Origin of the sequence: Labedella populi (genome assembly GCF_004078655.1) — a bacterium.
Taxonomy (GTDB): Bacteria; Actinomycetota; Actinomycetes; order Actinomycetales; family Microbacteriaceae; genus Labedella; species Labedella populi.
On sequence record NZ_RZNC01000001.1, the window covers coordinates 1 to 21,326 of the forward strand.

The 21,326-nt window shown below is 68.4% G+C and carries 24 protein-coding genes; 13 read left to right on the forward strand and 11 right to left on the reverse strand.

The window, feature by feature from the left end:
* Positions 1 to 17: 17 nt before the first annotated feature.
* Positions 18 to 455 (forward strand): hypothetical protein, encoded by a 438-nt coding sequence (locus ELQ92_RS00005; RefSeq protein WP_128496767.1) that lies wholly within the window; start codon positions 18 to 20, stop codon positions 453 to 455.
* Between the two features lie 10 nt (positions 456 to 465).
* Here the strand turns inward: ELQ92_RS00005 and ELQ92_RS00010 are convergent, their stop codons facing one another.
* Entirely contained in the window at positions 466 to 1,032 is a 567-nt protein-coding gene (locus ELQ92_RS00010; RefSeq protein ID WP_128496768.1) for a TetR/AcrR family transcriptional regulator, read from the reverse strand.
* 102 nt (positions 1,033 to 1,134) lie between these two features.
* Here ELQ92_RS00010 and ELQ92_RS00015 point away from each other — a divergent pair, with 102 nt between their 5' ends.
* Genes ELQ92_RS00015 through ELQ92_RS00025 form a run of 3 tightly spaced genes read left to right on the forward strand, consistent with a single transcriptional unit; the run spans position 1,135 to position 3,490 of the window.
* On the forward strand, positions 1,135 to 1,695 hold the full coding sequence (locus ELQ92_RS00015; RefSeq protein WP_128496769.1) for a hypothetical protein: 561 nt from the start codon (positions 1,135 to 1,137) through the stop codon (positions 1,693 to 1,695).
* Positions 1,692 to 3,125: a dihydrolipoyl dehydrogenase family protein gene (locus tag ELQ92_RS00020; RefSeq protein WP_128496770.1), complete on the forward strand. Its 1,434-nt coding sequence runs from the start codon at positions 1,692 to 1,694 to the stop codon at positions 3,123 to 3,125. Before ELQ92_RS00015 ends, ELQ92_RS00020 begins: the two co-directional genes overlap by 4 nt.
* Positions 3,126 to 3,184: 59 nt before the next feature.
* Complete coding sequence (locus ELQ92_RS00025) at positions 3,185 to 3,490, forward strand: EthD domain-containing protein (protein ID WP_128496771.1); 306 nt, start codon at positions 3,185 to 3,187, stop codon at positions 3,488 to 3,490.
* Between the two features lie 129 nt (positions 3,491 to 3,619).
* Here ELQ92_RS00025 and ELQ92_RS00030 read toward each other — a convergent pair whose 3' ends face one another.
* Both ELQ92_RS00030 and ELQ92_RS00035 read right to left on the reverse strand, forming a co-directional pair.
* Positions 3,620 to 4,624 (reverse strand): aldo/keto reductase family protein, encoded by a 1,005-nt coding sequence (locus ELQ92_RS00030; protein ID WP_128496773.1) that lies wholly within the window; start codon positions 4,622 to 4,624, stop codon positions 3,620 to 3,622.
* A 172-nt stretch (positions 4,625 to 4,796) separates the two neighbouring features.
* Positions 4,797 to 6,476, reverse strand: a complete 1,680-nt coding sequence (locus tag ELQ92_RS00035) for an ABC-F family ATP-binding cassette domain-containing protein (protein ID WP_128496775.1) — start codon at positions 6,474 to 6,476, stop codon at positions 4,797 to 4,799.
* A gap of 173 nt (positions 6,477 to 6,649) precedes the next feature.
* Here ELQ92_RS00035 and ELQ92_RS00040 point away from each other — a divergent pair, with 173 nt between their 5' ends.
* Complete coding sequence (locus ELQ92_RS00040) at positions 6,650 to 7,405, forward strand: type II toxin-antitoxin system death-on-curing family toxin (protein WP_128496777.1); 756 nt, start codon at positions 6,650 to 6,652, stop codon at positions 7,403 to 7,405.
* Positions 7,406 to 7,505: 100 nt separating this feature from the next.
* Here ELQ92_RS00040 and ELQ92_RS00045 read toward each other — a convergent pair whose 3' ends face one another.
* Both ELQ92_RS00045 and ELQ92_RS00050 read right to left on the reverse strand, forming a co-directional pair.
* Positions 7,506 to 8,438 carry a hypothetical protein gene (locus ELQ92_RS00045; RefSeq protein WP_166426651.1) on the reverse strand — a complete coding sequence of 311 codons (933 nt, stop codon included), beginning with the start codon at positions 8,436 to 8,438 and terminating at the stop codon, positions 7,506 to 7,508.
* Between the two features lie 105 nt (positions 8,439 to 8,543).
* Entirely contained in the window at positions 8,544 to 9,365 is an 822-nt protein-coding gene (locus ELQ92_RS00050) for a helix-turn-helix domain-containing protein (RefSeq protein WP_128496781.1), read from the reverse strand.
* Positions 9,366 to 9,505: 140 nt separating this feature from the next.
* Between ELQ92_RS00050 and ELQ92_RS00055 the strand changes: the two genes are divergently transcribed.
* The 3 genes from ELQ92_RS00055 to ELQ92_RS00065 are packed head-to-tail and all read left to right on the forward strand — an operon-like array spanning position 9,506 to position 11,456.
* Complete coding sequence (locus tag ELQ92_RS00055) at positions 9,506 to 10,252, forward strand: SDR family oxidoreductase (RefSeq protein ID WP_128496783.1); 747 nt, start codon at positions 9,506 to 9,508, stop codon at positions 10,250 to 10,252.
* Between the two features lie 59 nt (positions 10,253 to 10,311).
* On the forward strand, positions 10,312 to 11,187 hold the full coding sequence (locus ELQ92_RS00060; protein WP_128496785.1) for an NAD-dependent epimerase/dehydratase family protein: 876 nt from the start codon (positions 10,312 to 10,314) through the stop codon (positions 11,185 to 11,187).
* On the forward strand, positions 11,160 to 11,456 hold the full coding sequence (locus tag ELQ92_RS00065) for a hypothetical protein (RefSeq protein WP_128496787.1): 297 nt from the start codon (positions 11,160 to 11,162) through the stop codon (positions 11,454 to 11,456). Before ELQ92_RS00060 ends, ELQ92_RS00065 begins: the two co-directional genes overlap by 28 nt.
* Positions 11,457 to 11,474: 18 nt before the next feature.
* Here the strand turns inward: ELQ92_RS00065 and ELQ92_RS00070 are convergent, their stop codons facing one another.
* Both ELQ92_RS00070 and ELQ92_RS00075 read right to left on the reverse strand, forming a co-directional pair.
* Positions 11,475 to 12,878, reverse strand: coding sequence for an FAD-dependent oxidoreductase (locus tag ELQ92_RS00070; RefSeq protein WP_128496789.1), 1,404 nt, complete (start codon positions 12,876 to 12,878; stop codon positions 11,475 to 11,477).
* A gap of 11 nt (positions 12,879 to 12,889) precedes the next feature.
* Positions 12,890 to 13,660 carry an MIP/aquaporin family protein gene (locus tag ELQ92_RS00075; RefSeq protein WP_243694783.1) on the reverse strand — a complete coding sequence of 257 codons (771 nt, stop codon included), beginning with the start codon at positions 13,658 to 13,660 and terminating at the stop codon, positions 12,890 to 12,892.
* Positions 13,661 to 13,697: 37 nt separating this feature from the next.
* Between ELQ92_RS00075 and ELQ92_RS00080 the strand changes: the two genes are divergently transcribed.
* From ELQ92_RS00080 to ELQ92_RS00100, 5 genes are all read left to right on the forward strand, one after another.
* The gene (locus ELQ92_RS00080) at positions 13,698 to 14,372 is read left to right on the forward strand and encodes an arsenate reductase/protein-tyrosine-phosphatase family protein (RefSeq protein ID WP_128496793.1); all 675 of its coding nucleotides are present in this window, start codon (positions 13,698 to 13,700) and stop codon (positions 14,370 to 14,372) included.
* A 125-nt stretch (positions 14,373 to 14,497) separates the two neighbouring features.
* Positions 14,498 to 14,893 (forward strand): arsenate-mycothiol transferase ArsC, encoded by a 396-nt coding sequence (locus ELQ92_RS00085; protein ID WP_128496795.1) that lies wholly within the window; start codon positions 14,498 to 14,500, stop codon positions 14,891 to 14,893.
* Between the two features lie 160 nt (positions 14,894 to 15,053).
* Entirely contained in the window at positions 15,054 to 16,298 is a 1,245-nt protein-coding gene (locus ELQ92_RS00090; RefSeq protein ID WP_128496797.1) for a kynureninase, read from the forward strand.
* Positions 16,298 to 17,650 carry a TrkH family potassium uptake protein gene (locus ELQ92_RS00095; protein WP_128496799.1) on the forward strand — a complete coding sequence of 451 codons (1,353 nt, stop codon included), beginning with the start codon at positions 16,298 to 16,300 and terminating at the stop codon, positions 17,648 to 17,650. The genes ELQ92_RS00090 and ELQ92_RS00095 overlap by 1 nt, the downstream gene beginning before the upstream one ends.
* Complete coding sequence (locus ELQ92_RS00100) at positions 17,643 to 18,341, forward strand: potassium channel family protein (protein WP_128496801.1); 699 nt, start codon at positions 17,643 to 17,645, stop codon at positions 18,339 to 18,341. Before ELQ92_RS00095 ends, ELQ92_RS00100 begins: the two co-directional genes overlap by 8 nt.
* Positions 18,342 to 18,417: 76 nt before the next feature.
* Here ELQ92_RS00100 and ELQ92_RS00105 read toward each other — a convergent pair whose 3' ends face one another.
* From ELQ92_RS00105 to ELQ92_RS00120, 4 genes are all read right to left on the reverse strand, one after another.
* Positions 18,418 to 18,753, reverse strand: coding sequence for a nuclear transport factor 2 family protein (locus tag ELQ92_RS00105; protein ID WP_128496803.1), 336 nt, complete (start codon positions 18,751 to 18,753; stop codon positions 18,418 to 18,420).
* A 50-nt stretch (positions 18,754 to 18,803) separates the two neighbouring features.
* Entirely contained in the window at positions 18,804 to 19,622 is an 819-nt protein-coding gene (locus tag ELQ92_RS00110) for a MerR family transcriptional regulator (RefSeq protein ID WP_208004187.1), read from the reverse strand.
* A 42-nt stretch (positions 19,623 to 19,664) separates the two neighbouring features.
* Complete coding sequence (locus ELQ92_RS00115; RefSeq protein ID WP_128496805.1) at positions 19,665 to 20,339, reverse strand: HAD-IA family hydrolase; 675 nt, start codon at positions 20,337 to 20,339, stop codon at positions 19,665 to 19,667.
* Positions 20,340 to 20,449: 110 nt separating this feature from the next.
* Positions 20,450 to 21,217 (reverse strand): carboxymuconolactone decarboxylase family protein, encoded by a 768-nt coding sequence (locus ELQ92_RS00120; RefSeq protein ID WP_128496807.1) that lies wholly within the window; start codon positions 21,215 to 21,217, stop codon positions 20,450 to 20,452.
* Positions 21,218 to 21,326 lie beyond the last annotated feature (109 nt).

The window sequence follows — 21,326 nt, forward strand, 5'->3', positions numbered from 1 at the left end:
CGGGCGACGATCGAATCATGAACACCACACCCCGACGCACTGTCGCCACCCTCGCACTGACCCTGATCGCCGCCGCGCTCACCGGCTGCTCCGCCACCGACGCCCTCATCCACAAGGAGAAGACGGGCGAGTACGCCGACGTGACCGCCCTGGCCGACTGGGACGGGAACGCGCCGTGGGTGCCGTCGGACGCGACGGACATCCGCACCCACGAGTCGACCGACGGAAAGTCCGCCGTCCTCCTGCTCGACAGTTCCACCGAGCTCGATCCCACCCTGTGCGCCGAGATCGATCGGCAGTCCGCGCCCGCCTTCTCGATCGAGGGCGCTCCCGATGTGTACAAGACCGACCGCGTGTTCGCGTGCGGCGACTGGACCGTCGCGCCCGCCGAGGACGGCTGGTACGGCTGGACCCCGAGCGACCCGGACGAGAAGGACCAGTCGCCGAGTGCGTGACGCCGAGTGGTCAGGCGCGGGTGAGCGCGCGGCAGCTCCGGAGGAATGACGCCGCGAGAGTGTCGCGGTCGTCAAGGTAGCCCGCCACCATCGCGCCATCCCGGATGAGCATCAGGTCGTCCGCTACGGCGTCCGGATCCTCCAGTTGCAGCGGCGCGACGATCTCGGTGAAGGCCGACTTGCACCACGTGCGGTGTTCGTCGACCGTCCTCCTCACGGCGCTGTCTGCGTCCGGATACTCGGCGGACGCGTTGATGAACGGGCAACCACGGAATCCCGGTTCGCACGCCATCGATCCGACCGCCTCCGAGATGAGCTGGAACGCTCGATCGGCATCGCCGGCCGCATGCTCGATCGCGGCGGAGATGCCTTCGCGTTCCAGCTGCGCCCGGCGCTCGAGGTGCGCGACCACGAGGTCGTCCTTGCTCTTGAAGTGCCGGTAGAACGTGACCTTCGTGGTCCCTGCGCGCTCGATCACCTTCTCCACGCTCACAGCGCGCAGACCGTCGGCGTAGAACAGCTCGGTCGCCGCCTCGATCAACTGTTCCCGCATCGACACCTTCACGGCCCCGATCATAAGCGCCTCCTGTCGCTCTTGTGCATTCCCCGGCTCGGCACTATCGTCGAGCCATGTAGAGTGACTAGTCATTCTACCTCAATCACACAGACAGGAACACTCATGACCGACACCCTTTCCGAACGGCGGCCCATCACCGTCGGCCTCCGCAACCTCTACGCCACCCGCTTCGGCTTCGCGATCGTGTGGGCGGTTCTCTTCGCCCTCACCGCGTCGACACTGAATCCGCTCAGCATCGCGCTGCTCGTGCTCTATCCCGCAGTCGATCTCGTCGCGGCCGTCATCGACCACCGCACGTCACGCGCCAGCCGCCCCGCACCCCTGCTGTTCGTGAACATGGCGCTCAGCCTGCTCACCGCGATCGGCCTCGCGGTCGCTGTGACGTCCGGTCTGCCGGCCGTTCTCATCGTGTGGGGCGTTTGGGCGATCACGACGGGAGGCGTCCAGCTCGTCGTGGGAATCACGCGCCGCTCACTCGGCGGGCAGTGGCCGATGATCCTGAGCGGCGGTATCTCCGTCCTCGCCGGCGCCGGCTTCATCCTGATGTCGGGCGGCCCCTCGGCTTCTCTCGTCGGCCTCGCCGGCTACGCGACGCTCGGCGGCATCTTCTTCCTGATCTCCGCACTCCGGCTCAACAGCACAACCAAGGCGGCGACACGATGACCGAGTACGACGTCATCGTGATCGGCGCCGGCCCGGTCGGTGAGAACGTCGCGGATCGCGTCGTCCGCGGCGGGCTCACCGCCGCGATCGTCGAGGCGGAGCTCGTCGGCGGCGAATGCTCCTACTGGGCGTGCATGCCGACCAAGGCACTCCTCCGCGACGCCGCAGCCCTCCGCGCCGCACGGCGACTGCCCGGAGCCGCCGCCGCGATCACGGGTGACCTCGATCCCGCCGCCGTCTTCGCGCGTCGCGATCGCTTCGCCTCGGGTTGGAAGGACGACGGTCAGGTCGCGTGGCTCGACCAGGTCGGCATCTCCCTCGTCCGCGGTCACGGGCGACTCGCGGGCACCCGGACGGTGACCGTCACCGCGGACTCCGGCGACGTCGTCACCCTCACCGCTCGGCATGCAGTCGTCCTGGCGACGGGCACGAGCGCCTCGGTGCCCGCGGTCCCGGGACTCGCCGACGCCGGGGCGTGGACGAACCGGGAAGCGGTCTCCGCCACCCGTGCACCCGAGCGGCTCGCGATCATCGGCGGCGGCGTGGTGGGCTCGGAGATGGCCACGGCGTTCAGCGCGCTCGGCTCCTCCGTCACCCTCATCGCGAGGGACGGCGTCCTGCCGAACGTCGAGCCGTACGCCTCCGAGCACGTCCTCGCGGCGCTGCGCGACGCGGGCGTCGACGTCCTCATCGGTGGGAGCCCGACCTCGGTGTCGAGGGACGCCGCCGGAACGGTGCACATCGCCCTCGCCGACGGCGGCGTGGTGGAGGCGGACGAGGTGCTCGTCGCCACCGGCCGGACGCCCAACAGCGCCGACCTCGGCCTCGATCGGGTCGGGCTCACTCCAGGGACCTGGCTGACGGTCGATGACACGCTCCGTGTACTCGATGCGTCGGGCGAACCCCTCGGCGACGGCTGGCTGTACGCAGCCGGCGACATCAACCGGCGGGCGCTCCTGACCCACCAGGGCAAGTACCAGGCTCGCGCCGTGGGCGACGTCATCGTGGCGCGCGCGACCGGCGCGGCGGTCGAGGACGCACCGTGGGGCCGTCACACCCCCACTGCAGATCTCCGCGCCGTACCGCAGGTCGTCTTCACCGAACCCGAGATCGCGTCCGTCGGCCACACCGTCGCGAGCGCGGAGCGGGCCGGGCTGAAGGTGCGCTCGGTCGAGTACGACCTCGGAGCCGTCGCGGGAGCCGCGCTCCACGCCGATGGGTACGCCGGGCGCGCGAGCATCCTGATCGACGACGAGGGGGACCGCATCGTCGGCTTCACCGCCGTTGGTCCGGACGTCGCGGAACTGCTGCACGCGGCGACGATCGCCATCACCGCCGAGGTTCCACTCGACCGGCTCTGGCACGCCGTGCCCGCCTACCCGACCGTCAGCGAGGTCTGGCTGCGTCTTCTCGAGACCGCCGGTCTCTGACGCGAGGCCCTGGTCCACACCTTCATCAATCCGCAAGACCACATCAACAGGAGATCATCATGACCACCAAGATCACGTTCATCATCGACAACCCGGCGGACCCCGAGGCGTTCGAATCCGCGTACGCGGAGGTCACCGCTCTCGCCGACCGCCTCCCGGCGCTTCGCCGGCGCGAGTCCGCGAAGGTCTGGCCGAAGGAGGACGGCACGCCGACTACGGCGCACCGCACCCTCGACCTCTATTTCGACTCCTACCAGGACGCCTCGGCGGCGGTCACCACGCCTGCGGCCGGCGAATTCGTGGGAAAGCTCGTCGCCACCGGCGCGTCGTTCACCGGGCTCTTCTCGGACGTCGAGGCGGACTGAGCCCGCCGTTCAGTTCGCCACGCGCGGGACGGTTCCCCGACCCGCGCACGAGCCGACACGAACGGCCCGCCGTCTCCGAGGAGAGGGCGGGCCGCTCGTCTTCTGACAGGCTCAGGACCGGGGAACCGGCTAGACCAGGCGGCCTTCGGGGGACTTCGTCTCCGACGGGTCGGTTTCGGGCAGGTCACCGAGCGCCTCATCGATCGCCTTCAGCACGGACTCGTCGAGCTTCACGCCCGCCGCTGCCGCGTTCGACTCGATCTGCTCGGGCTTCGACGCACCGACGATCGCGCCCGCGACGTTGTCGTTCGACAGCGTCCACGCGACGGCGAGCTGCGCCATTGTGATGCCGAGGTCGTCCGCGATGGGCTTGAGCTTCTGCACGGCGGTCAGGGTCTCGTCGTTCATGAACCGCTTGATCATGTCCGCACCACCCTTCTCGTCGGTGGCGCGGCTGCCCTGCGGGAGTTCCTCGCCCGGCTTGTACTTTCCGGTGAGCACGCCCTGCGCGATGGGCGACCAGACGATCTGCGAGATGCCGAGATCACGCGAGGTCGGGACGACCTTCTCCTCGATGACACGCCACAGCATCGAGTACTGCGGCTGGTTCGAGACGAGCTGGATGCCGAGGTCTTCGGCGAGCTCGTGGGCCTCCGAGAGCTGCTCGGCCGTCCACTCGGACACACCGATGTAGAGGGCCTTGCCCTGCTCGACGACGTCGGCGAAGGCGATCATCGTCTCTTCGAGCGGGGTCTCGTAGTCGTAACGGTGCGCTTGGTAGAGGTCGACGTAGTCGGTCTGGAGACGCTGCAGCGACTCGTCGATCGAGTGCCGGATGTGCTTACGGCTGAGGCCGGTGTCGTTGTGGCCCTTCGGGCCGGTCGGGAAGTAGACCTTCGTGAAGATTTCGATGCCCGCGCGACGCTCTCCCTTGAGGGCCTCGCCGAGGACCGTCTCCGCCGCACCGTTGGCGTAGCCGTCGGCCGTGTCGAAGGTCGTGATGCCCGCATCGAGGGCCGCGCGCACCGACTTCATGGCGGTGTCGTTCTCCACCTGGGAGCCGTGCGTGAGCCAGTTGCCGTAAATGATCTCTGAGATCTTGAGTCCGCTGTTGCCGAGGTATCGGAATTCCATGGTGCAACGCTACGCCTGCCGCTGGAGCGCGCTCACGGGATTGCACGCATTCCCTCGCCGCGCTACGCCGCGAAAGGGCTACACCCGCACGAGGGCGCCACCTCTACCGGGCGCCCTCGCAACCGAACTACCGCCGTCGGGCACATCCCCCGACGAGGCAGACTCCGGCAGATCACCGCTCGGTGACGACACCGCCCTCGACGCGCCAGTGGCGATCGAGTCGTACGGTGTCGAGCATGCGGCGGTCGTGCGTCACGAGGAGCAGCGTGCCGTCGTAGCTCTCGAGCGCCTGCTCGAGCTGCTCGATCGCCGCGAGGTCGAGGTGGTTGGTCGGCTCGTCGAGAACGAGCACGTTGACCCCGCGCGCCTGCAGCAGCGCGAGCCCGGCACGGGTCCGTTCTCCGGGCGAGAGTTCGTCGACGGGGCGCGACACGTGATCGGCGCGCAGCCCGAACTTCGCGAGCAGGGTCCGGACCTCTCCCTGCGGCCACTCGGAGAGGATCGCCTCCACGGCCTCGGCGAGCGGCTTCGAGCCGTCGAGCTGGGCCCGCGCCTGGTCGATCTCCCCGATCGCAACGCTCGTCCCGATGCTCGCGGTGCCCTCGTCCGGCATCTGGCGCCCGAGGAGGCCACGGAGCAGCGTCGACTTGCCAGCGCCGTTCGGGCCGGTGATGCCGATCCGGTCGCCACCGTTGATCTGCAGTGACACCGGGCCGAGCACGAACTCACCGGTCTCCGAGTCGCCCTGCTGGAAGACCGCACCGCTCAGCGTCGAGACGACGGCGCTCGAGCGGGGAGCAGCCCCGATCGAGAACTCGAGCTTCCACTCCTTGCGCGGTTCGTCGACCTCCTCGAGTCGCGCGATACGGCTCTCCATCTGGCGGACCTTCTGGGCCTGCTTCTCACTCGACTCGGTCGCCGCCTTGCGTCGGATCTTGTCGTTGTCCGGCGACTTCTTCATCGCATTGCGGACACCCTGGCTCGACCATTCCCGTTGCGTCCGGGCGCGGCCCACGAGGTCCGCCTTCTTGTCGGCGAACTCGTCGTACGCCTCGCGCGCATGCCGGCGAGCGGTCTCACGCTCCTCGAGGTATGCGTCGTAGCCGCCACCGAACACGCGGTTCGCGGACTGCGCGAGGTCGAGTTCCAGCACCGTCGTGACGCAGCGAGTGAGGAACTCCCGGTCGTGACTCACGAGTACGACGCCGCCGCGCTGCTCCCGCACGAACCGTTCGAGCCGGTCGAGTCCGTCGAGGTCGAGGTCGTTCGTGGGCTCATCGAGCAGGACGATGTCGAAGCGGCTGAGGAGCAGCGCGGCGAGCCCGACGCGCGCCGCCTGACCCCCGCTCAACGCGGTCATCGCGCTGTCAGGGCCGACGGTGCCGCCGCTTCCAAGGCCGAGGTCGGCGAGCACGACGGGGAGGCGCTCGTCGAGGTCGGCCGCGCCACTCGCGAGCCACCGGTCGAAGGCGATGGAGTAGGCGTCTCCCGGGTCGATGCCGGGAGGGGCCGCCTCGGGTGTCGCGAGGAGCGCGGCGGCCGCATCCATGTCGAGGGTCGCTTGGGTGCAGCCGGTGCGCCGACCGACGTAATCCGCGACAGTCTCGCCGGGCACACGCTCGTGCTCCTGCGGCAACCAGCCGACGAACGCGTCGCCCGGATTGAGAGTGATCGTGCCGGCCTGCGGCTCGTCGACGCCGGCGAGCAGCCGCAGCAAGGTCGACTTCCCCGCCCCGTTCGCCCCGACGACGCCCACGACATCGCCGGGCGCGACCGTGAAGTCGAGGTCGTCGAACAGGGTGCGGTGGCCGTATCCGCCGGCGAGGCCGCTGGCCACCAAGGAAGCGCTCATCCGCCCATTCTCCCTGGTGGTTTAGCTGACTCTCCCCGCTCTCGGCGAACCGTTGGTGTGCTAACAAGGGAAACGATCTGAGTTCGTGACGACAGCAGCCAACGTAAGCCCGTGCACGATTGCACCTCAAGCCGCCAGCCCTTCGCACCGGGTACAGCCGTATGGTTTGACACGTGGACTATCTCGACGAAAACGAACTGATGACAATTCGTCGACGTCTCGCAACCGGTGAACTCGCAAGTCTTGATTTCGGCGCGACCAATCCATTGCGGCCGAACGGGCTGGCCAGTGCTCTTGCTCGCCAGTCCGCCGGGCTCGGCAGCTTTCGGAAGTACGACACCGTCCCGCTGGTGGCGGCAACGTTGTTTTACGGCCTCGTGCTGAACCACCCGTTCGAGAACGGGAACAAGCGCACGGCACTCGTTGCGATGCTCGTGTTCTTGCAACAGAACCGGACTCTGCTCGTCGGCGCCTCAGAGAACGAGCTTTATGACATGGCGACTGGCGTCGCAGCGCATAGTTTCCCCCTTCCGCCAGGTGTCGAGCGCGACGCCGACTCCGAGGTTGCATCGATCGGCGCGTGGCTTGCTCGGCGGACGCGCGCGCTCGAGCGCGGCGACAAGACGATGCAGTTCAAAGAGTTTCGCGCGCAGTTGGAGTCGCAAGGGTGCTCCTTCGGCGCTCCAGCAGGCAACTACATCAAGGTTTACCGCCAGACGGCAGACGGTGAGCTATCCGCGAAAATGGGCTACCCGAAAGCAAACTTCAGCGTAGGAGTTCAAGACGTCAAGCGCGTCCGCGGGCTACTCAAGCTCGACGAAACGCACGGCTTCGATTCAGGAGCGTTCTACGAAGATGAACTGGACGCTGTGGTCGACGGCTTTGTGAACACGTATCGCCAAGTACTAGACCGCCTCGCGCTGACCTAATCCGATCGGGTTATCTGCGATGAGGCGTCGCGGCCGCGCGCATCTCCTTGACGTCAAGTCATTCCGTGGGACAAGCGAACTGCCGTTCCGTAGAGACGCTTCACCGTTCAAAGCGAAACAACGAACGCTGGACGATAGCGAAATTTCGTTCTCGCTCGTACTGCATCGTGACGAGCGCATCGTCGTGCGCTGCCGCAACTTCTCCATCGCTATCGTCGTATCCCGTGAACTCGATGAGCATCTTGGCAGTCACGCTGGAGGCGATGAAAGCAGTTTCCGAACAATACTCAGCAAGCCACGCTGGCATCCCGACTACATAGTGCGGGGTCCGCGTTCCGGTAGTTACTCCAATGAAATCTCCGATGCCAAGCGACTCGCCATGAGCTACTGCAGAGAAACGAGAGTATCGGAGACGGCCATCTGGGCCGAGCAGGTTTCCAAACTCGGACGCCAGCCATGTATCACTAGCGACAGCTGGCCTTTCGCCAGCTAGTAGCGTTCGCAGATCATCAGCGACGACGTCTCGGAAGGATGTGACGCTTCTCTCGACACCCGAATCCACCGAGGCCAAGACAGCGTCGGGCTCAAGTTTGTGACGAAGATTGAGTTCACGCTCGAGAGAAGAAAGCCACCGGACCGTTATCTCCTTTTGACTCGGGGCACTCATCAGCCACCAAGCCTTCGCGAAACTCTCGATACACCCGCGACTTGTCGTCACAATGGCGAAAGATGCTCGTTCGTCGGGGAGAGCTGTTGCTACGAGCCGCGCGTGATCAAGCCCCGCGCGGAAGGCAAACACGATTCTGTCTAGGGCGTCGTCAATTGGCGTCGATGTTGTTCGTATGGGAATGGCAGATTGTTGCGCCTTGAGCCTTCCCGCCCGCGAAGTTGCCGTCGGACCGCGATCGACACACCACGCAAACACCTTCAAGAAGGCGTCGGAGGCTCGCAGGTAGCTTGCCGTTAGGCGCCTACGACTCTCGAGCGGCAATCGTACAAGGTGTCCATTTCCGGCGTTCGAGGAAAACTGCACGGCGAGAGAATACTCCTGGGCGAGCAGTCTCTCTCCTCGGGCACATTCCGATTGCGCCTACCGCATCCCATGTCACTCACGCGAATGAGGACGAGCCAAGGTCAATCAACTGCCGGTGGCCGCGAGCGAGGCGAGCAGCCCGAGCTTCTCGGCGGCGTCGCTGTCCTCGTCGGGGTAGTAGAGCACGAGGATGACGTCACCGACGGGCAGTTTCTCGCGGTGGAGTCGGAGTTCGCCGACCGTCGGGTGGTGCAGCGTCGTCGTGCCGCCCTCGAGCGGGCGGAGGTCGTGGCGCGCCCAGAGCGAGCGGAAGCGGGCGCTCGCGAGCGAGAGTTCCCCGACGAGCGCCACCGCCCGCTGGTCCGTGACATCATCACCCAGCGTGTGACGCGCGAGTGCGACGAAGCCCTCAACGGCCCGCTCCCAGTCCTCGTGGAAGTCTCGCTCGGCGGGATCGAGCAGGAGCGAGCGCAACCGGTTCTCGCCCGGAACGAGTCGCGGTGAGAGCGCGACGGCGAGCGGGTTGGACGCGAGCACGTCGAAGTGACGGCTCTCGACGAAGGTGGGCACCCCGATCGCCGCGAGGAGGTGGTGCAGGCGATCCGGGACACGGTCGAGTCGCCGGGAGCGGCGCGGGCGCGGAGCGGTCCCGCCGAGCCCGCGCAAATGGTCGGCCTCGACGTCGTCGAGCTGGAGCACACGCGCGAGGGCATCGAGCACGTGCGGCGAGGGGTTCTTGTCTCGACCGCGTTCGAGCCGCACGTAATAGTCGGCGCTGATTCCGGCGAGGAGAGCGACCTCCTCGCGCCGGAGCCCCGGCACCCGACGGTTCGACCCGACGGTCAGGCCGAACGTCTCCGGCCGGACGAGGGCGCGACGCGCTGCGAGGTACTCGCCGAGCCGCCCCGGCTCCTCGTTCCCGTCCACGCTCCCACGGTACGCGCGTCGCTCGCACCGAGAGAGGCCCTGCCACTCCTCGTCTCAGCCCTCCTCGTCTCAGCGGGGACGTTCCCCGCCGCAGCGGACGGGGCGAGGATTCCGGTGTACCGATCAGAAGGAGATTCACCATGGACATCACCCACCGCACCGTCCTCATCGTGGGAGGCACGTCGGGCATCGGGCTGGGGCTCGCGCGACGATTCGCCGCAGCTAGCAGCACCGTGGTCGTCGGGGGTCGCGACACCAGTCGGGTCGACGACCTCGAGACTGTCGCGATCGACGTGACCGACGCCGATTCGATCGCGCGTGCCCGCGACGAGGTGCTCTCCGCGCACCCCGACCTCGACGTCGTCGTGACGATGTCGGGCGTCATGCTCATGGAGGACCTGCAGGACCCGGCGCACGCGGCGAGCGCCGAGACGACGATCGCGGTGAACCTGCTCGGCACGATCCGCGTGATCGACGCCTTCACTCCGCACCTCCTCGCGCGGGGCGACGCGGACATCATCACGGTGTCGTCGGGGATCGCGTTCCTCCCCTTCCCACCCATGCCGTCGTACGGCGCCTCGAAGGCCGGGGTGCACGCGTACACGGAGTCACTGCGCGCCCAGCTCGACGGCACGGGCGTCCGAGTGACCGAGGTCGTCCCGCCGGCCGTCGCGACGGCCGGCCAGGAGAAGGTCAACCCGGCTGCCCTGCCGCTCGACGCCTACCTCGACGAGGCTCTCGCGCTCCTCTCGGCGGACCCGACGCCGAACGAGATCGTGGTGACCGCGGCACAGCGCTTGCGCTGGGCGGAGCGCGACGGCACCTACGCCGAGCTGCTCGCGGTCCGGTCGCAGGCCCTCTCGATGCTGTCGGGCCGCGCAGGCTGAGCGCTGGGCCGAGCATCGGGGGCCGATCGGGTTCCTGTCACGCCACTACAGTCGGTGTCATGCAGCGACGCGACGATGCCCCCGCACCCCACACGACAGACGGAACACCCGCTCCCCGCACGGTCTGGGTGAGCGGATCGTCGGGCAAACTCGGCAGCGAGGTCGTGCGGCAGCTGCGGGAGGCGGGTGACCAGGTCATCGAGGCCGACCTCGTCGGCGAGTCACCCGTCGACCTGCTCGATCCCGCGGCCGTCGCCGACTCGATGCGCGGGGCCGACGCCGTCGTCCACTGCGCGGCGATCCCCGCGCCCGTGAACATCGAGCCCGTCGACCTCATGCGCATCAACACGTTGTCGTGCTTCAACGCTCTCGAGCAGGCCTGGCTTGCGGGAATCCAGGTCGCCGCCGTAGCGTCGAGCGCCTCGATCTACGGCCCGGCCTGGTCGGAGGAGTGGGCGTCGCCACCCTTGCGCTTCGACTCCGTCCCCGTCGACGAGGACACCCCGCTCATCTTCGTCGACCCCTACGCGCTGTCGAAGGACGTGACCGAGAGCACGAGCCGCATGTTCGCGCGCCGCGGCATGACCGTGACGGCGCTGCGCTTCCACTGGATCGCCTCCGTCGAGCAGGCGCGCGAGCGGGCGGCGACCGAGCCGGAGGAGGAGGGAGCGGTCGGTCTGTGGGGATACACGGATCTGAACGACGCCGCCCGCGCGTGCATCCTCTCGCTCGATCCGCTCCCCGCGCACCGCGGCTACGAGGCCCTCGTGATCGTCGCGGACGACACCCTCTCGGACGTGCCGACGGAGGAACTCCTCGACCGACACCTGCCGACGATCACACGACTCCGCCCGATCGCCGGGGCGGGAAGCGCGTTCGACTCGTCGCGAGCGGCCGAGACCATCGGTTGGCGGCCGGAACGCTCCTGGCGCTGACCCCCCTGGGCTGTACCACCTCCTTCGGAGACGGCTTTCCGTCCGTCATCGCTCCCGAGCGGTTCGAGGAGTTCGCGCCGGGCCTCGACCCCGAGCTGTTGAAGCTCATCCAGAAGACGGCCGCGATGGAACCCGACGAGATCAGCTCGTTCTACGGTCCGGTCAGCGCCGAGAGTCCGGCAGGGACGGCGAACGCCCGGCGACTCGGTCGGCTCCTCACGACGAGGATGGGCCGCCGGACGTTCGGCATCTGCGCGCGCATGGACTGAGCGCGGAATCTCGACGACTCAGTGTGCGTCGACCGGGATCGCCGACCCGCGCACGGTCCTCGCCCATGCCTGCGTGGCGACCTGGACGGCGTCCCACGGGGAGCCGAGCGGAGGCGTGTAGGAGAGGTCGAGGTCGCTCATCGCCTCGACCGTCATGCCGTGGTGGAGCGCGGTCGCGAACGTGTCGACGCGCTTCGCGATCTCCGCACCGCGGGTTCCGACGAGCTGCGCGCCCAGGAGCCGTCCGTCGCTCGTGTCTCCGGTGATGCGGATGCTGATCGGCGTCGCGCCCGGGTAGTACGCCTTGTGGTCGTCGGCGACGGCCGTCGCACTGCGGGGCGCGAGACCGGCACCGACGGCCTCGAGGTCGCGGAGACCGGTGCGGGCGGCGACGAGGTCGAACACCTTCACGACCTGCGTGCCGAGGCTCCCCGCGAAGCGCGCGTCGCCGCCGATCGCGTTCTCCCCCGCGACCCGGCCCTGCTTGTGCGCGGTGGTCCCCAGCGGGAGGTAGGTGACGCCGAGCAGCCGGTGATGCGTCACGACGCCGTCGCCGGCGGCCCAGACGTGAGGGAGGCCCGTGCGCATCCGCTCGTCGACCACGACGGCTCCACCCGGACCCGTCGTCGCGCCAGCGGCGGTGAGCAGACCCGTGTTGGGGCGGACGCCGACGACGACGAGCACGAGGTCGGCGGTCCGCGCGAACGACCCGGAGTCGTCCTCGCCGGCGACGGTGAGTCGCCCGCCGGCTCGAGTCACGGCGCCGACGCGGGCGCCGGTCACGACGTCGACGCCGTTCCGCGTGAGCTCGTCGTGAACGAGCGATCCGAGCTCGGGGTCGAGCGTCGACAGCACTTCGGGTCCACGCTGCAACTGCGTGACGGCGAGCCCGCGGACGGTGAGGGCCTCGGCCATCTCGAGACCGACGTATCCGGCACCCACGATGATCGCGGTGCGGGGATCGCGCTCGTCGAGGTACCGCTCGAGAGCGAAGGTGTCGCCCATCGAGTGCAGCACGTGCACGCCGTCGTCGGGTCCGAGACCGTCCTGCCCTCCGATCCCCGCGATGCCAGCGGTGGAAGGCGACGCCCCGGTCCCGACCATCAACTCGTCGTAGGCGAGGACGTCATCGGAGCCGTCGGCGTTCCGCACCGTGAGCTTCCGCCCGGACACGTCGATGCCCGTCGCGAGGGTGTCGAGCCGCAGCCGCATGCCGGTCGCTTCGAGGTCGGCGTGGGTGCGGTGCGCGAGCGACTGCCACGGGTCCACCTCGCGCGAGAAGTAGTACGGGATCCCGCAGATGGAGAAGTTCGGGAACGAGTCGGCGACGACGACGGTGACGTCGACCGAGGGGTCGAGTTCGCGGGCGCGCAGTGCGGTGGAGATTCCGGCGTCGCTTCCGCCGATCGCTACGAGATGCATGACGTGGCCTTTCAGAGTTTCGCGTCGACGGAGTGGGGGACCACGACGTCGTCGGCCGCGCGAGCGGCGGTGGGATAGAGCACGAGCACCAGGGCGAGGCCGACGACCCCACCGAGGAGCTGCATGAGGATGAAGGGCGGCACGGAGCCGGGCGCGATGCCGGCGAACGTGTCGCTGAACACGCGACCCACGGTCACGGCAGGGTTCGCGAAGGACGTCGAGCTGGTGAACCAGTACGCCGCCCCGATGTATGCGCCGACCGCGGCCGCCGTGACCGAGCCGCTCGCCGTTCGAGCGAGAGAGAAGACGAGAAGCACCAGTCCGGCCGTGGCGACCACTTCCGCGACGAGATGCCCACCGGTTGCGCGGTCGGTCGAGGCGAGCTGCCATGGCACGTCGAACATGACGTTCGCGAGGACCGCCCCGGCACTCCCGCCGAGGACCTGGGCGACGATGTACGGAGCGACGTCGCGCAGCGGCAGTCCCGTATCGGATCGTGCTCCGATCACCCAGTCGACGAGGGTGACGACGGGATTGAAGTGCGCGCCGGACACGGGTCCGAACATGAGGATCAACACCGCCAAGCCCAGTGCGGTCGCGAGGCTGTTCTCGAGGAGCTGCAGGCCGACGTCGTCGGGCGACAGCTCTGCAGCCGCGATCCCGGAGCCGACCACGATCGTCACGAGCAGACCGGTGCCGAGGAATTCGGCTACGAATCGTCGAGCCAGATGCGGACGCGCGGGTGTCGGGTCGGGGAGTGAGTGATCCATGTTGAGTGCCATCTTGACCGATCATCATAGTTCAGTCAATATTGAAACAATGAACATTGAGAGAAGCGACGCGATCGATCGGCGAGCAGCGAAGCACGCCGCACTCGGCGAGCCGGCAAGACTCCGTATCGTCGACCTGCTCACGTTGGGCGACCTCTCGCCCTCCGAGATCCGTGCCGCACTCGGCATCCCCGCGAACCTCGTCACTCATCACCTGAACACCCTCGAGGCCGTCGGCATGGTGTCCCGCTCCCGATCCGAAGCGGACAAGCGACGCAGCTACGTCCACCTCTCCGACGAAGCCCTCGAGGGCCTGACACCGGGGGCCGTGGAGCGCGCCGACAGAGTCGTGTTCGTCTGCACGGCCAATTCGGCTCGGTCGCAGCTCGCGGCCGCACTGTGGGGGCAGCAGTCCGCGATCCCCGCCGTATCCGGGGGCACACATCCTGCTGATCGGATCGACGCCGGTGCGATCGCCGCGGCCGAGCGGCACCGCCTCCCCCTCGCTCACGAGCAGCCGCGCGCCCTCAGCGATGTACTGACCCCGAAGGACTTCGTCGTCACCGTCTGTGACAACGCCCATGAAGAGTTGGGCGTCGCCGGGAACCTCCACTGGTCGATCCCGGACCCGGTTCGAATCGGCACCGCCGCCGCATTCGACACCACATACGCCGAGCTGCAACGACGCATCTCGGAACTCGCACCGCGGCTCGCCGCATCCTGAAAGCGAAGAAGCTCCGACGAGGTCGAGCGTCGCGTACTCACACTGCTCGACGAGCTCAGTGTCTCCCCTCCGTTCACCCGCACGACCGCCTGACCTCCCGCCGGCACCACCAACGAAAGCGAACCATGAGCGACAAGCCCACCATCCTGTTCATCTGCCAGCACAACGCCGGTCGCTCCCAGCTCGGGGCCGCGCTGCTCGAGTACCTGGCCGGCGACCGCTTCGCTGCGACGTCGGCGGGCCTTTCCCCCGCCGAACACGTCAACGAGGCGGTCGCCGCGACGGTCGCCGAGCTCGGCGTCGACATCTCCGACCGCGTCCCCCGCGCGGTGACAGAAGCCGACCTCGACACCGCCGACATCGTCGTGCTCATGAAGCCCGGACTCAGCCTCCCGTCGACGCCGCGCGGTGAGGTGTTGGAGTGGTCGTTCCCCAACCCCGAGGCGTGGGACGTCGACGCCGTCCGGCCTTTGCGAGACGCCGTGTCGGACAAGATCCGGGCGACGATCCTCGCAGACTGACGGTCACGCGTTCGCCGAAGCGCGACCGATCTGAATGGCGGGTTCCTCAGGGAGGGCGCAGCAACTGCCGTAGATCGCCTCGTGGACACCGGCCAGCTCGGCGACGACCGACTCGTGGAATCGGCGTTCCCGGACCACTCGCGCGGGGTAGCGTGACCGTGTGACCACCCCCGATGCCGCGCTCGATGCGTCGCTCGACGCCGCGCCGCTCGACGCCGCCGATCCGCTCGCGTCTTTTCGGGACCGCTTCGTGCAGGGCGGCGACACCGTCTCCTACCTCGACGGGAACTCCCTCGGTCGGCCACTGCGGCGCACCGTCGAGCGGTTGCCCCCGTTCGTGCAGCAGGAGTGGGGCGAGCGACTCATCCGCTCGTGGGACGAGACATGGATGGGGCTGCCGTTCGAACTCGGCGACGCGATCGGCGCCGCGACGCTCGGGGCGGCGCCCGGGCAGACGGTCGTCGGCGACTCCACGACGGTCCTCCTCTACAAGCTCATGCGGGCCGCCCTCACGGCTCGCCCGGGCCGCTCCCGCGTCGTCGTGGACGACGACAACTTCCCGACCGACCGCTTCCTCATGGAGGGCATCGCGCGGGAACTCGGCCTCGAGCTCGACATCATCGAGGTGGACCGCTCCATCGGGGTGACCCCCGACCAGCTCTCGGCGGTGGTCTCGGACGAGACGGCACTCGTCGTCCTGAGCCACGTCGCCTACCGGAGCGGCTACCTCGCGGACATGCCCGGCCTCACCCGCCTCGCGCACGACGCCGGCGCCCTCATCCTCTGGGACGTCTGCCATTCCGCTGGCGCGGTCCCGATGCAGGTGGACGAGTGGGGCGTCGACATCGCGGTCGGCTGCTCATACAAGTACCTCAATGGCGGGCCGGGAGCACCGGCGTTCGCGTACGTCCGCCGCGGGCTCCAGGCCGAGCTCGAGCAGCCGATCCAGGGCTGGATGGGAGCGGCCGACGTCTTCGCGATGGCCGACGTCTACGTGCCGGCCGAGGGGATGCGGCGCTTCCTGAGCGGCACCCCGCCGGTCCTCGCGATGCAGCCGATAACCGACATGGTCGACCTCGTCGCCGAAGCCGGTATCGAGGCGATCCGGACGAAGTCCGTCGCCCTCACCGAGTACGCGTTGCGCCTGACGGACGCCCTGCTCGCGCCTCTCGGCGTCACCGTCTCCACCCCGCGCGACCCCGAGCTCCGCGGCAGCCATGTCACGGTGTCGCACGCCCGCTTCCGCGAGGTCACGGCGGCGCTGTGGCGCCGAGGGATCATCCCCGACTTCCGCTCACCCGACGGCCTCCGGATCGGACTGTCGCCGCTGTCGACGTCGTTCGCCGAGGTGCGCCTCGGCGTCGACGCCATCCGCGAGGAACTCGAGCGGGAGACGGCGGTCTGATGGCGACCTTCGGCGGGCGTCCCACGATCCTTCGATCCATTCAGCCCGGCCAGCTCATCGCCCTCGCGTTCGCCGGCGTCCTGGCGATCGGCACCGCGCTACTGTCGTTGCCCATCGCCGTGCACGGTCGCTCGGCGACGTTCATCGAGGCACTCTTCACGGCGACGAGCGCGTTGTGCGTCACGGGGCACATCGTCGTCGACACCCCGGTCTTCTGGTCGCCGTTCGGCCAGGTCGTCATCCTCGTCCTGATCCAGATCGGCGGGTTCGGGGTGATGTCGCTCGCGACCCTCCTGGGGCTCTTCGTCGCGCGCCGCCTCGGCCTCCGCACGCGGCTCACCGCCGTGAGCGAGACGCACACGGTCGCGGTCGGCGACGTGCGCCGGGTCCTCACCGGCGTCGCCCTGATCACCCTCACGATCGAAAGCGCGGTCGCCGTTCTGCTCGCCCTCCGCTGGTGGCTCGGCTACGGCGAGGACCCCGGGCGAGCGGTCTGGCTCGGTGTCTTCCACTCCGTCTCGTCGTTCAACAACGCCGGATTCGCCCTCTTCAGCGACAACCTCATGGGCTTCGTCGCGGACCCCTGGATCTGTCTGCCGATCTGCGCCTCGGTCATCCTCGGCGGCCTCGGCTTCCCCGTGATCATGGAGCTGCGGAAGAAGTTCCGCTTCCCGCGCGCGTGGACGCTCAACACCATCACGGTCGTGGTCGGGTCGATCGTCCTGCTCGTCGTCGGCGCCGTCGTCTTGACGATCCTCGAGTGGTCGAACCCCGCGACGCTCGGTGCGCTCGACCCCGCCGGCCGCGTGCTCGGCGGGTTCACGGCGTCGGTGATGCCGAGGACCGCGGGGTTCAACTCGATCGACGTCTCGCAGATGCACCCGGCGAGCTGGCTCGTGACTGACATCCTGATGTTCATCGGCGGCGGACCGGCGGGCACGGCCGGTGGGCTCAAGATCACCACGTTCGCCGTCCTCTTCTTCATCATCGTCGCGGAACTGCGCGGAGACACGGCCGTCAACATGTTCGGCAAGCGGCTGCCCCGCTCGACGCACCGCGAGGCGCTCACGGTCGCCCTGCTGTCCGTGGCGCTCGTGATCGGTGCGACGCTCGCGATCATGCTCATGACGGACTACTCGCTCGACCGCGTCGTGTTCGAGGTCATCTCGGCGTTCGCGACCGTCGGGCTCTCAACGGGGATCACGGCCAGCCTGCCGCCCGCCGCTCAGGCGATCCTCATCGTCCTCATGTTCATTGGGCGCCTCGGTCCCGTCGCCCTCGGCTCGGCCCTCGCTTTGTCCACGCAGAAACGTCAGTACGAACTCCCGAAGGAGCGTCCGATCATTGGATAACCGCAACTCATTCCTCGGCCGCCGCAAGCAGCGCGACGGCGACGCGACGTCCGTGGTCGTCATCGGCCTCGGTCGTTTCGGCGGAGCGCTCGCGACCGAGCTCGTCCGATCGGGCACCGAGGTCGTCGGCGTCGACGCCGACGAGGACACGGTGCAGTCCCTCAACGGGATCCTCACACACGTCGTCCGGGCGGACTCCACACGGCAGGCCGCTCTCGACCAGCTCGGTGTCGCGGACTTCGACCGCATCGTCGTCGGGATCGGGTCCGACATCCAGGCGAGCATCCTCACCGCCTCCCTGCTCAAGCGCATGGGCGTGCGCTCGATCTGGGCGAAAGCGATCAGCGAGCAGCACGGGCTGATCCTCGAGCAGCTCGGGGTCGACCACGTCATCTACCCCGAGGCTGACATGGGGCGGCGCGTCGCCCACCTCGTGCGCGGTTCGATGCTCGACTACGTCGAGTTCGACCAGGACCTCGTCGTCGCGAAGACGATCGCTCCGCGCGAGATCATCGGAAAGACCCTTCAGGACGCCGCTGTCCGCCGCCGGCACGGCATCACGATCGTCAAGATCAAGGGCGCCGACGGCGCCTGGCACGCCGCGGGTGCAGCGTCCGTCGTGAACGAGGGCGACACGCTCATCGTCATCGGACCGGTCGAGCGCACGGAACGGTTCGCCGCGCTCCAGTGAGCTGTTCCCTCTGCGGGCGCCAGACGTCGGTCGTGACGGCAAGGGGGCACGAGCCCTCCAGGTCGGAGGCGCAGACCTAGGCGGCGATGCTCAACTCGCGGATGAGGCCGTCCTGCGCGAGGTGGAACGTGTACCGCAGCTGCACACGGCCGCCGGGGAAGTCACCCTCGAGAAGGATGTCGATCACCGCGACGCCGTCGGTCTCGTCCGAGCCGACCCACGTCGACGTGTACGTGTATGCGCTCGCCTCGCCCCGCAGCCAGTCGAGGAGCTCCTCGCGGCCGCGGTAGGTCCGGCCGTTGTCGGTGACGACGGCGTCGGGGGTGAAGACCTCGACGGCGAGCGCCTTGTCGGCGCCGTCCATGAGGTCGAAGTACGTGGTGATAACCGGGGAGAGGTTCGTCGTTGTCATGGCTCGACCCTCCACCTTCCCGTTGGGGGAAGGTCAAGCGGCCGCGGTGGTCAGCGCGAGACGCGGAAGATCGGCCAGCCGATCTCGGTGACGACGTCCTCTGAGCCGTCCGACGGCTCACGGATGTACGTCTCGCGGACCGGACCCGCGACTCCGAGCTCGTGCTCGGCGACATACGCCCCGAGAGCTCCGTAGGTGTGCGCGATCGTCGCGTCGGCTCCGCGGTGCACCGCGACAGCGAGTTCCGCGGGCGGGAGTGTCTCGGCGCGAGCCCTCCCGGTGAGTCCGGGCAGGCCCTCGAGGGAGATCAGTGACTGGAACATCGCCGCGTCGCCACGCTCGTCGAGGAACAGTTCCGTGGCCCACAGCCCGCCGAGCGGGCCCGCCGGCCGCACTCCGGGCCGATCCGTGGCCTCCTGGAGTTCGGCGCGCGCATCGTCGTACCAGGCGCCCAGATCGGCGAGGTCGATGGTCGCCCGGATGACGAGCGCGGGTGTCTCCGGAACGCTCCGGTGCTCGACCGGAACCGGCGCCGACGGCTCGAGCAGGTTCCGCAACGCGCCGACGGCTGCCCGGGTCTCCGCGAGCCGCGCTTCCAGCCGGTCGAGATGCGCGGCGATGAGCGTCGTCCGCGAGTCGACGTCCGCCGTCTGGAGGATCGCACGCACGTCATCGACGGGAACCTCGAGGTCCCGCAGGCGGCGGATCACCTGGGCGTCGGCTATCTGTTCGGGGGCGTAGAGCCGGTACCCGTTGTCGGGGTCGATCGCGGCCGGAATGAGGAGACCCTCGCGGTGGTAGAACCGCAGCGCCTTCGCGCTCAACCGCGTCGCTTGCGAGAAGTCGCCGATCGTCATCGTGGGTGCCACGACACCATCCTCGCGGGTCACGTGGCCTGGGACCAGCGCCCGTCAGGGCCTCGGCAATTCCTCGTCGACGAGCAGTTCGCCGTCGACGAAGCGCACGGCGGAGAGGTCGGGTACGACGACGTCGGGCACACTACCGTCCGACCACGGCGTGTACGCGCCGGCGCCCACACCGATGATCCAACCGGCCCCTGCTGCGCGGGCGGCGGCGATGCCCGCCGGGGCGTCCTCGAAGACGACGCACTCGCCGACGGGCACACTCGCCTGCTCGGCTCCCCGCTCGTAGGGCTGCGGGTCGGGCTTGCCGCGGTCGACGTCCTCGGCGGTGACGAGCCGCTCGGGGAGGGAGATCCCGGCCGAGTTCAACCGCGCGAGCGCGAGTTCCCGGGGCCCGGAGGTGACGGCGACCCAGCGGCCGGACGGCAACGACTCGGTGAGCGCTGCGGCTCCCGTGATCGCGACGGTGCCGTCGACGGTGTCCATCTCGCGGGCGAGCAGATCGTCGAACGCCTGCTCGACGAGGGCGGTCTCGACGAGTTCGGCGATGGTGTCCACCGCCCGGCGGCCGTGCTGCAGGTCGCGCTCCATGTCGAAGTCGGGCTTGTAAGTGGTGGCCCACGCCACCCAGGCGGCTTCCGCCGAGGCGAGCGAGTCGACGAGCACGCCGTCGCAGTCGAACAAGAAGGCAGACGGGCGGCCGAGAACGCGAGGGGACGACATCCCCCCATCCTGTCGCACCGCGCCCGCTGCCGTCCCCTTCGTGAGGTGTCGCTTCTCGCGGCTCATCCGGCCGTTGAGGCGACGAATAGTGACACCTCGCGGGCGGGAGATCAGATCGTGTCGCCGCGGGCCTCGATCTCCTCGACGAGGATCGGGACGGCCGTCGTCGCCGCGTGGATGCCGATGACGCTCGCGATCTCGAGCACTTCGAGCAGCTCGCCGACGGTCGCGCCGTAGCCGAGCGCGTTCTCGTAGTGGAGCTTGAGGCCGGGGACGTAGAGGTGCGTCGCCGCCGCATCGAAGGCGATGTACACGAATTCGCGCACCTTCGGCTCGAGCGTGCCCGTCTTCCACGGCACCGACGAGAAGTTCGTGTACGCCTCGAAGAGCTCCGGGTCGAGCTCGAGCATCTCGTCCCAGAACGAGTGCCAGTAGCCGCGGTTCTCCGTGAATTCGGCCTTCACGCGCTCCTGGTTCTCGTCGAGCGGCGACGGACCGGTCCGCAGACCCTTCTCCTCGAGGACCTTCACGAGCAGCGGCACGCCGATGTTCATGGCGTGGATGCCGAGCGTCGACGTCAGCTCGATGACCTCCATGATCTCCTGGGGCGTCGCACCGACGCCGAGCGCGGCCTTGATGTGCTGGCGGATGCCCGGCTGGTAGAGGTGTGTCGCGGCCGCGTCGACCGCGATGTACATGAGCTCCTTCGTCTTCGCGTCGAGGTGGTTCTTCTTCCACGGCACCATCGAGAAGTCGAGGTACGACAGGAGGAACTCGGGGTCGAGGCGCAGGATGCTCTCCCACAACGGGCTCCACGTGCCGCGCTGCTCGACGAAGGCGTCCTTGATCTCCTGCTGGCGGGGGGTGAACTCGGTCATGTCTGTACTCCTGGTTCGCGGTGGGGTGCACGATTCGTGTGCGAAGTAGTCACTTTGAGCGCTTTGCATCGGGTAGAGGCGACGCAATCCACTCGAAGTGACTACTTCA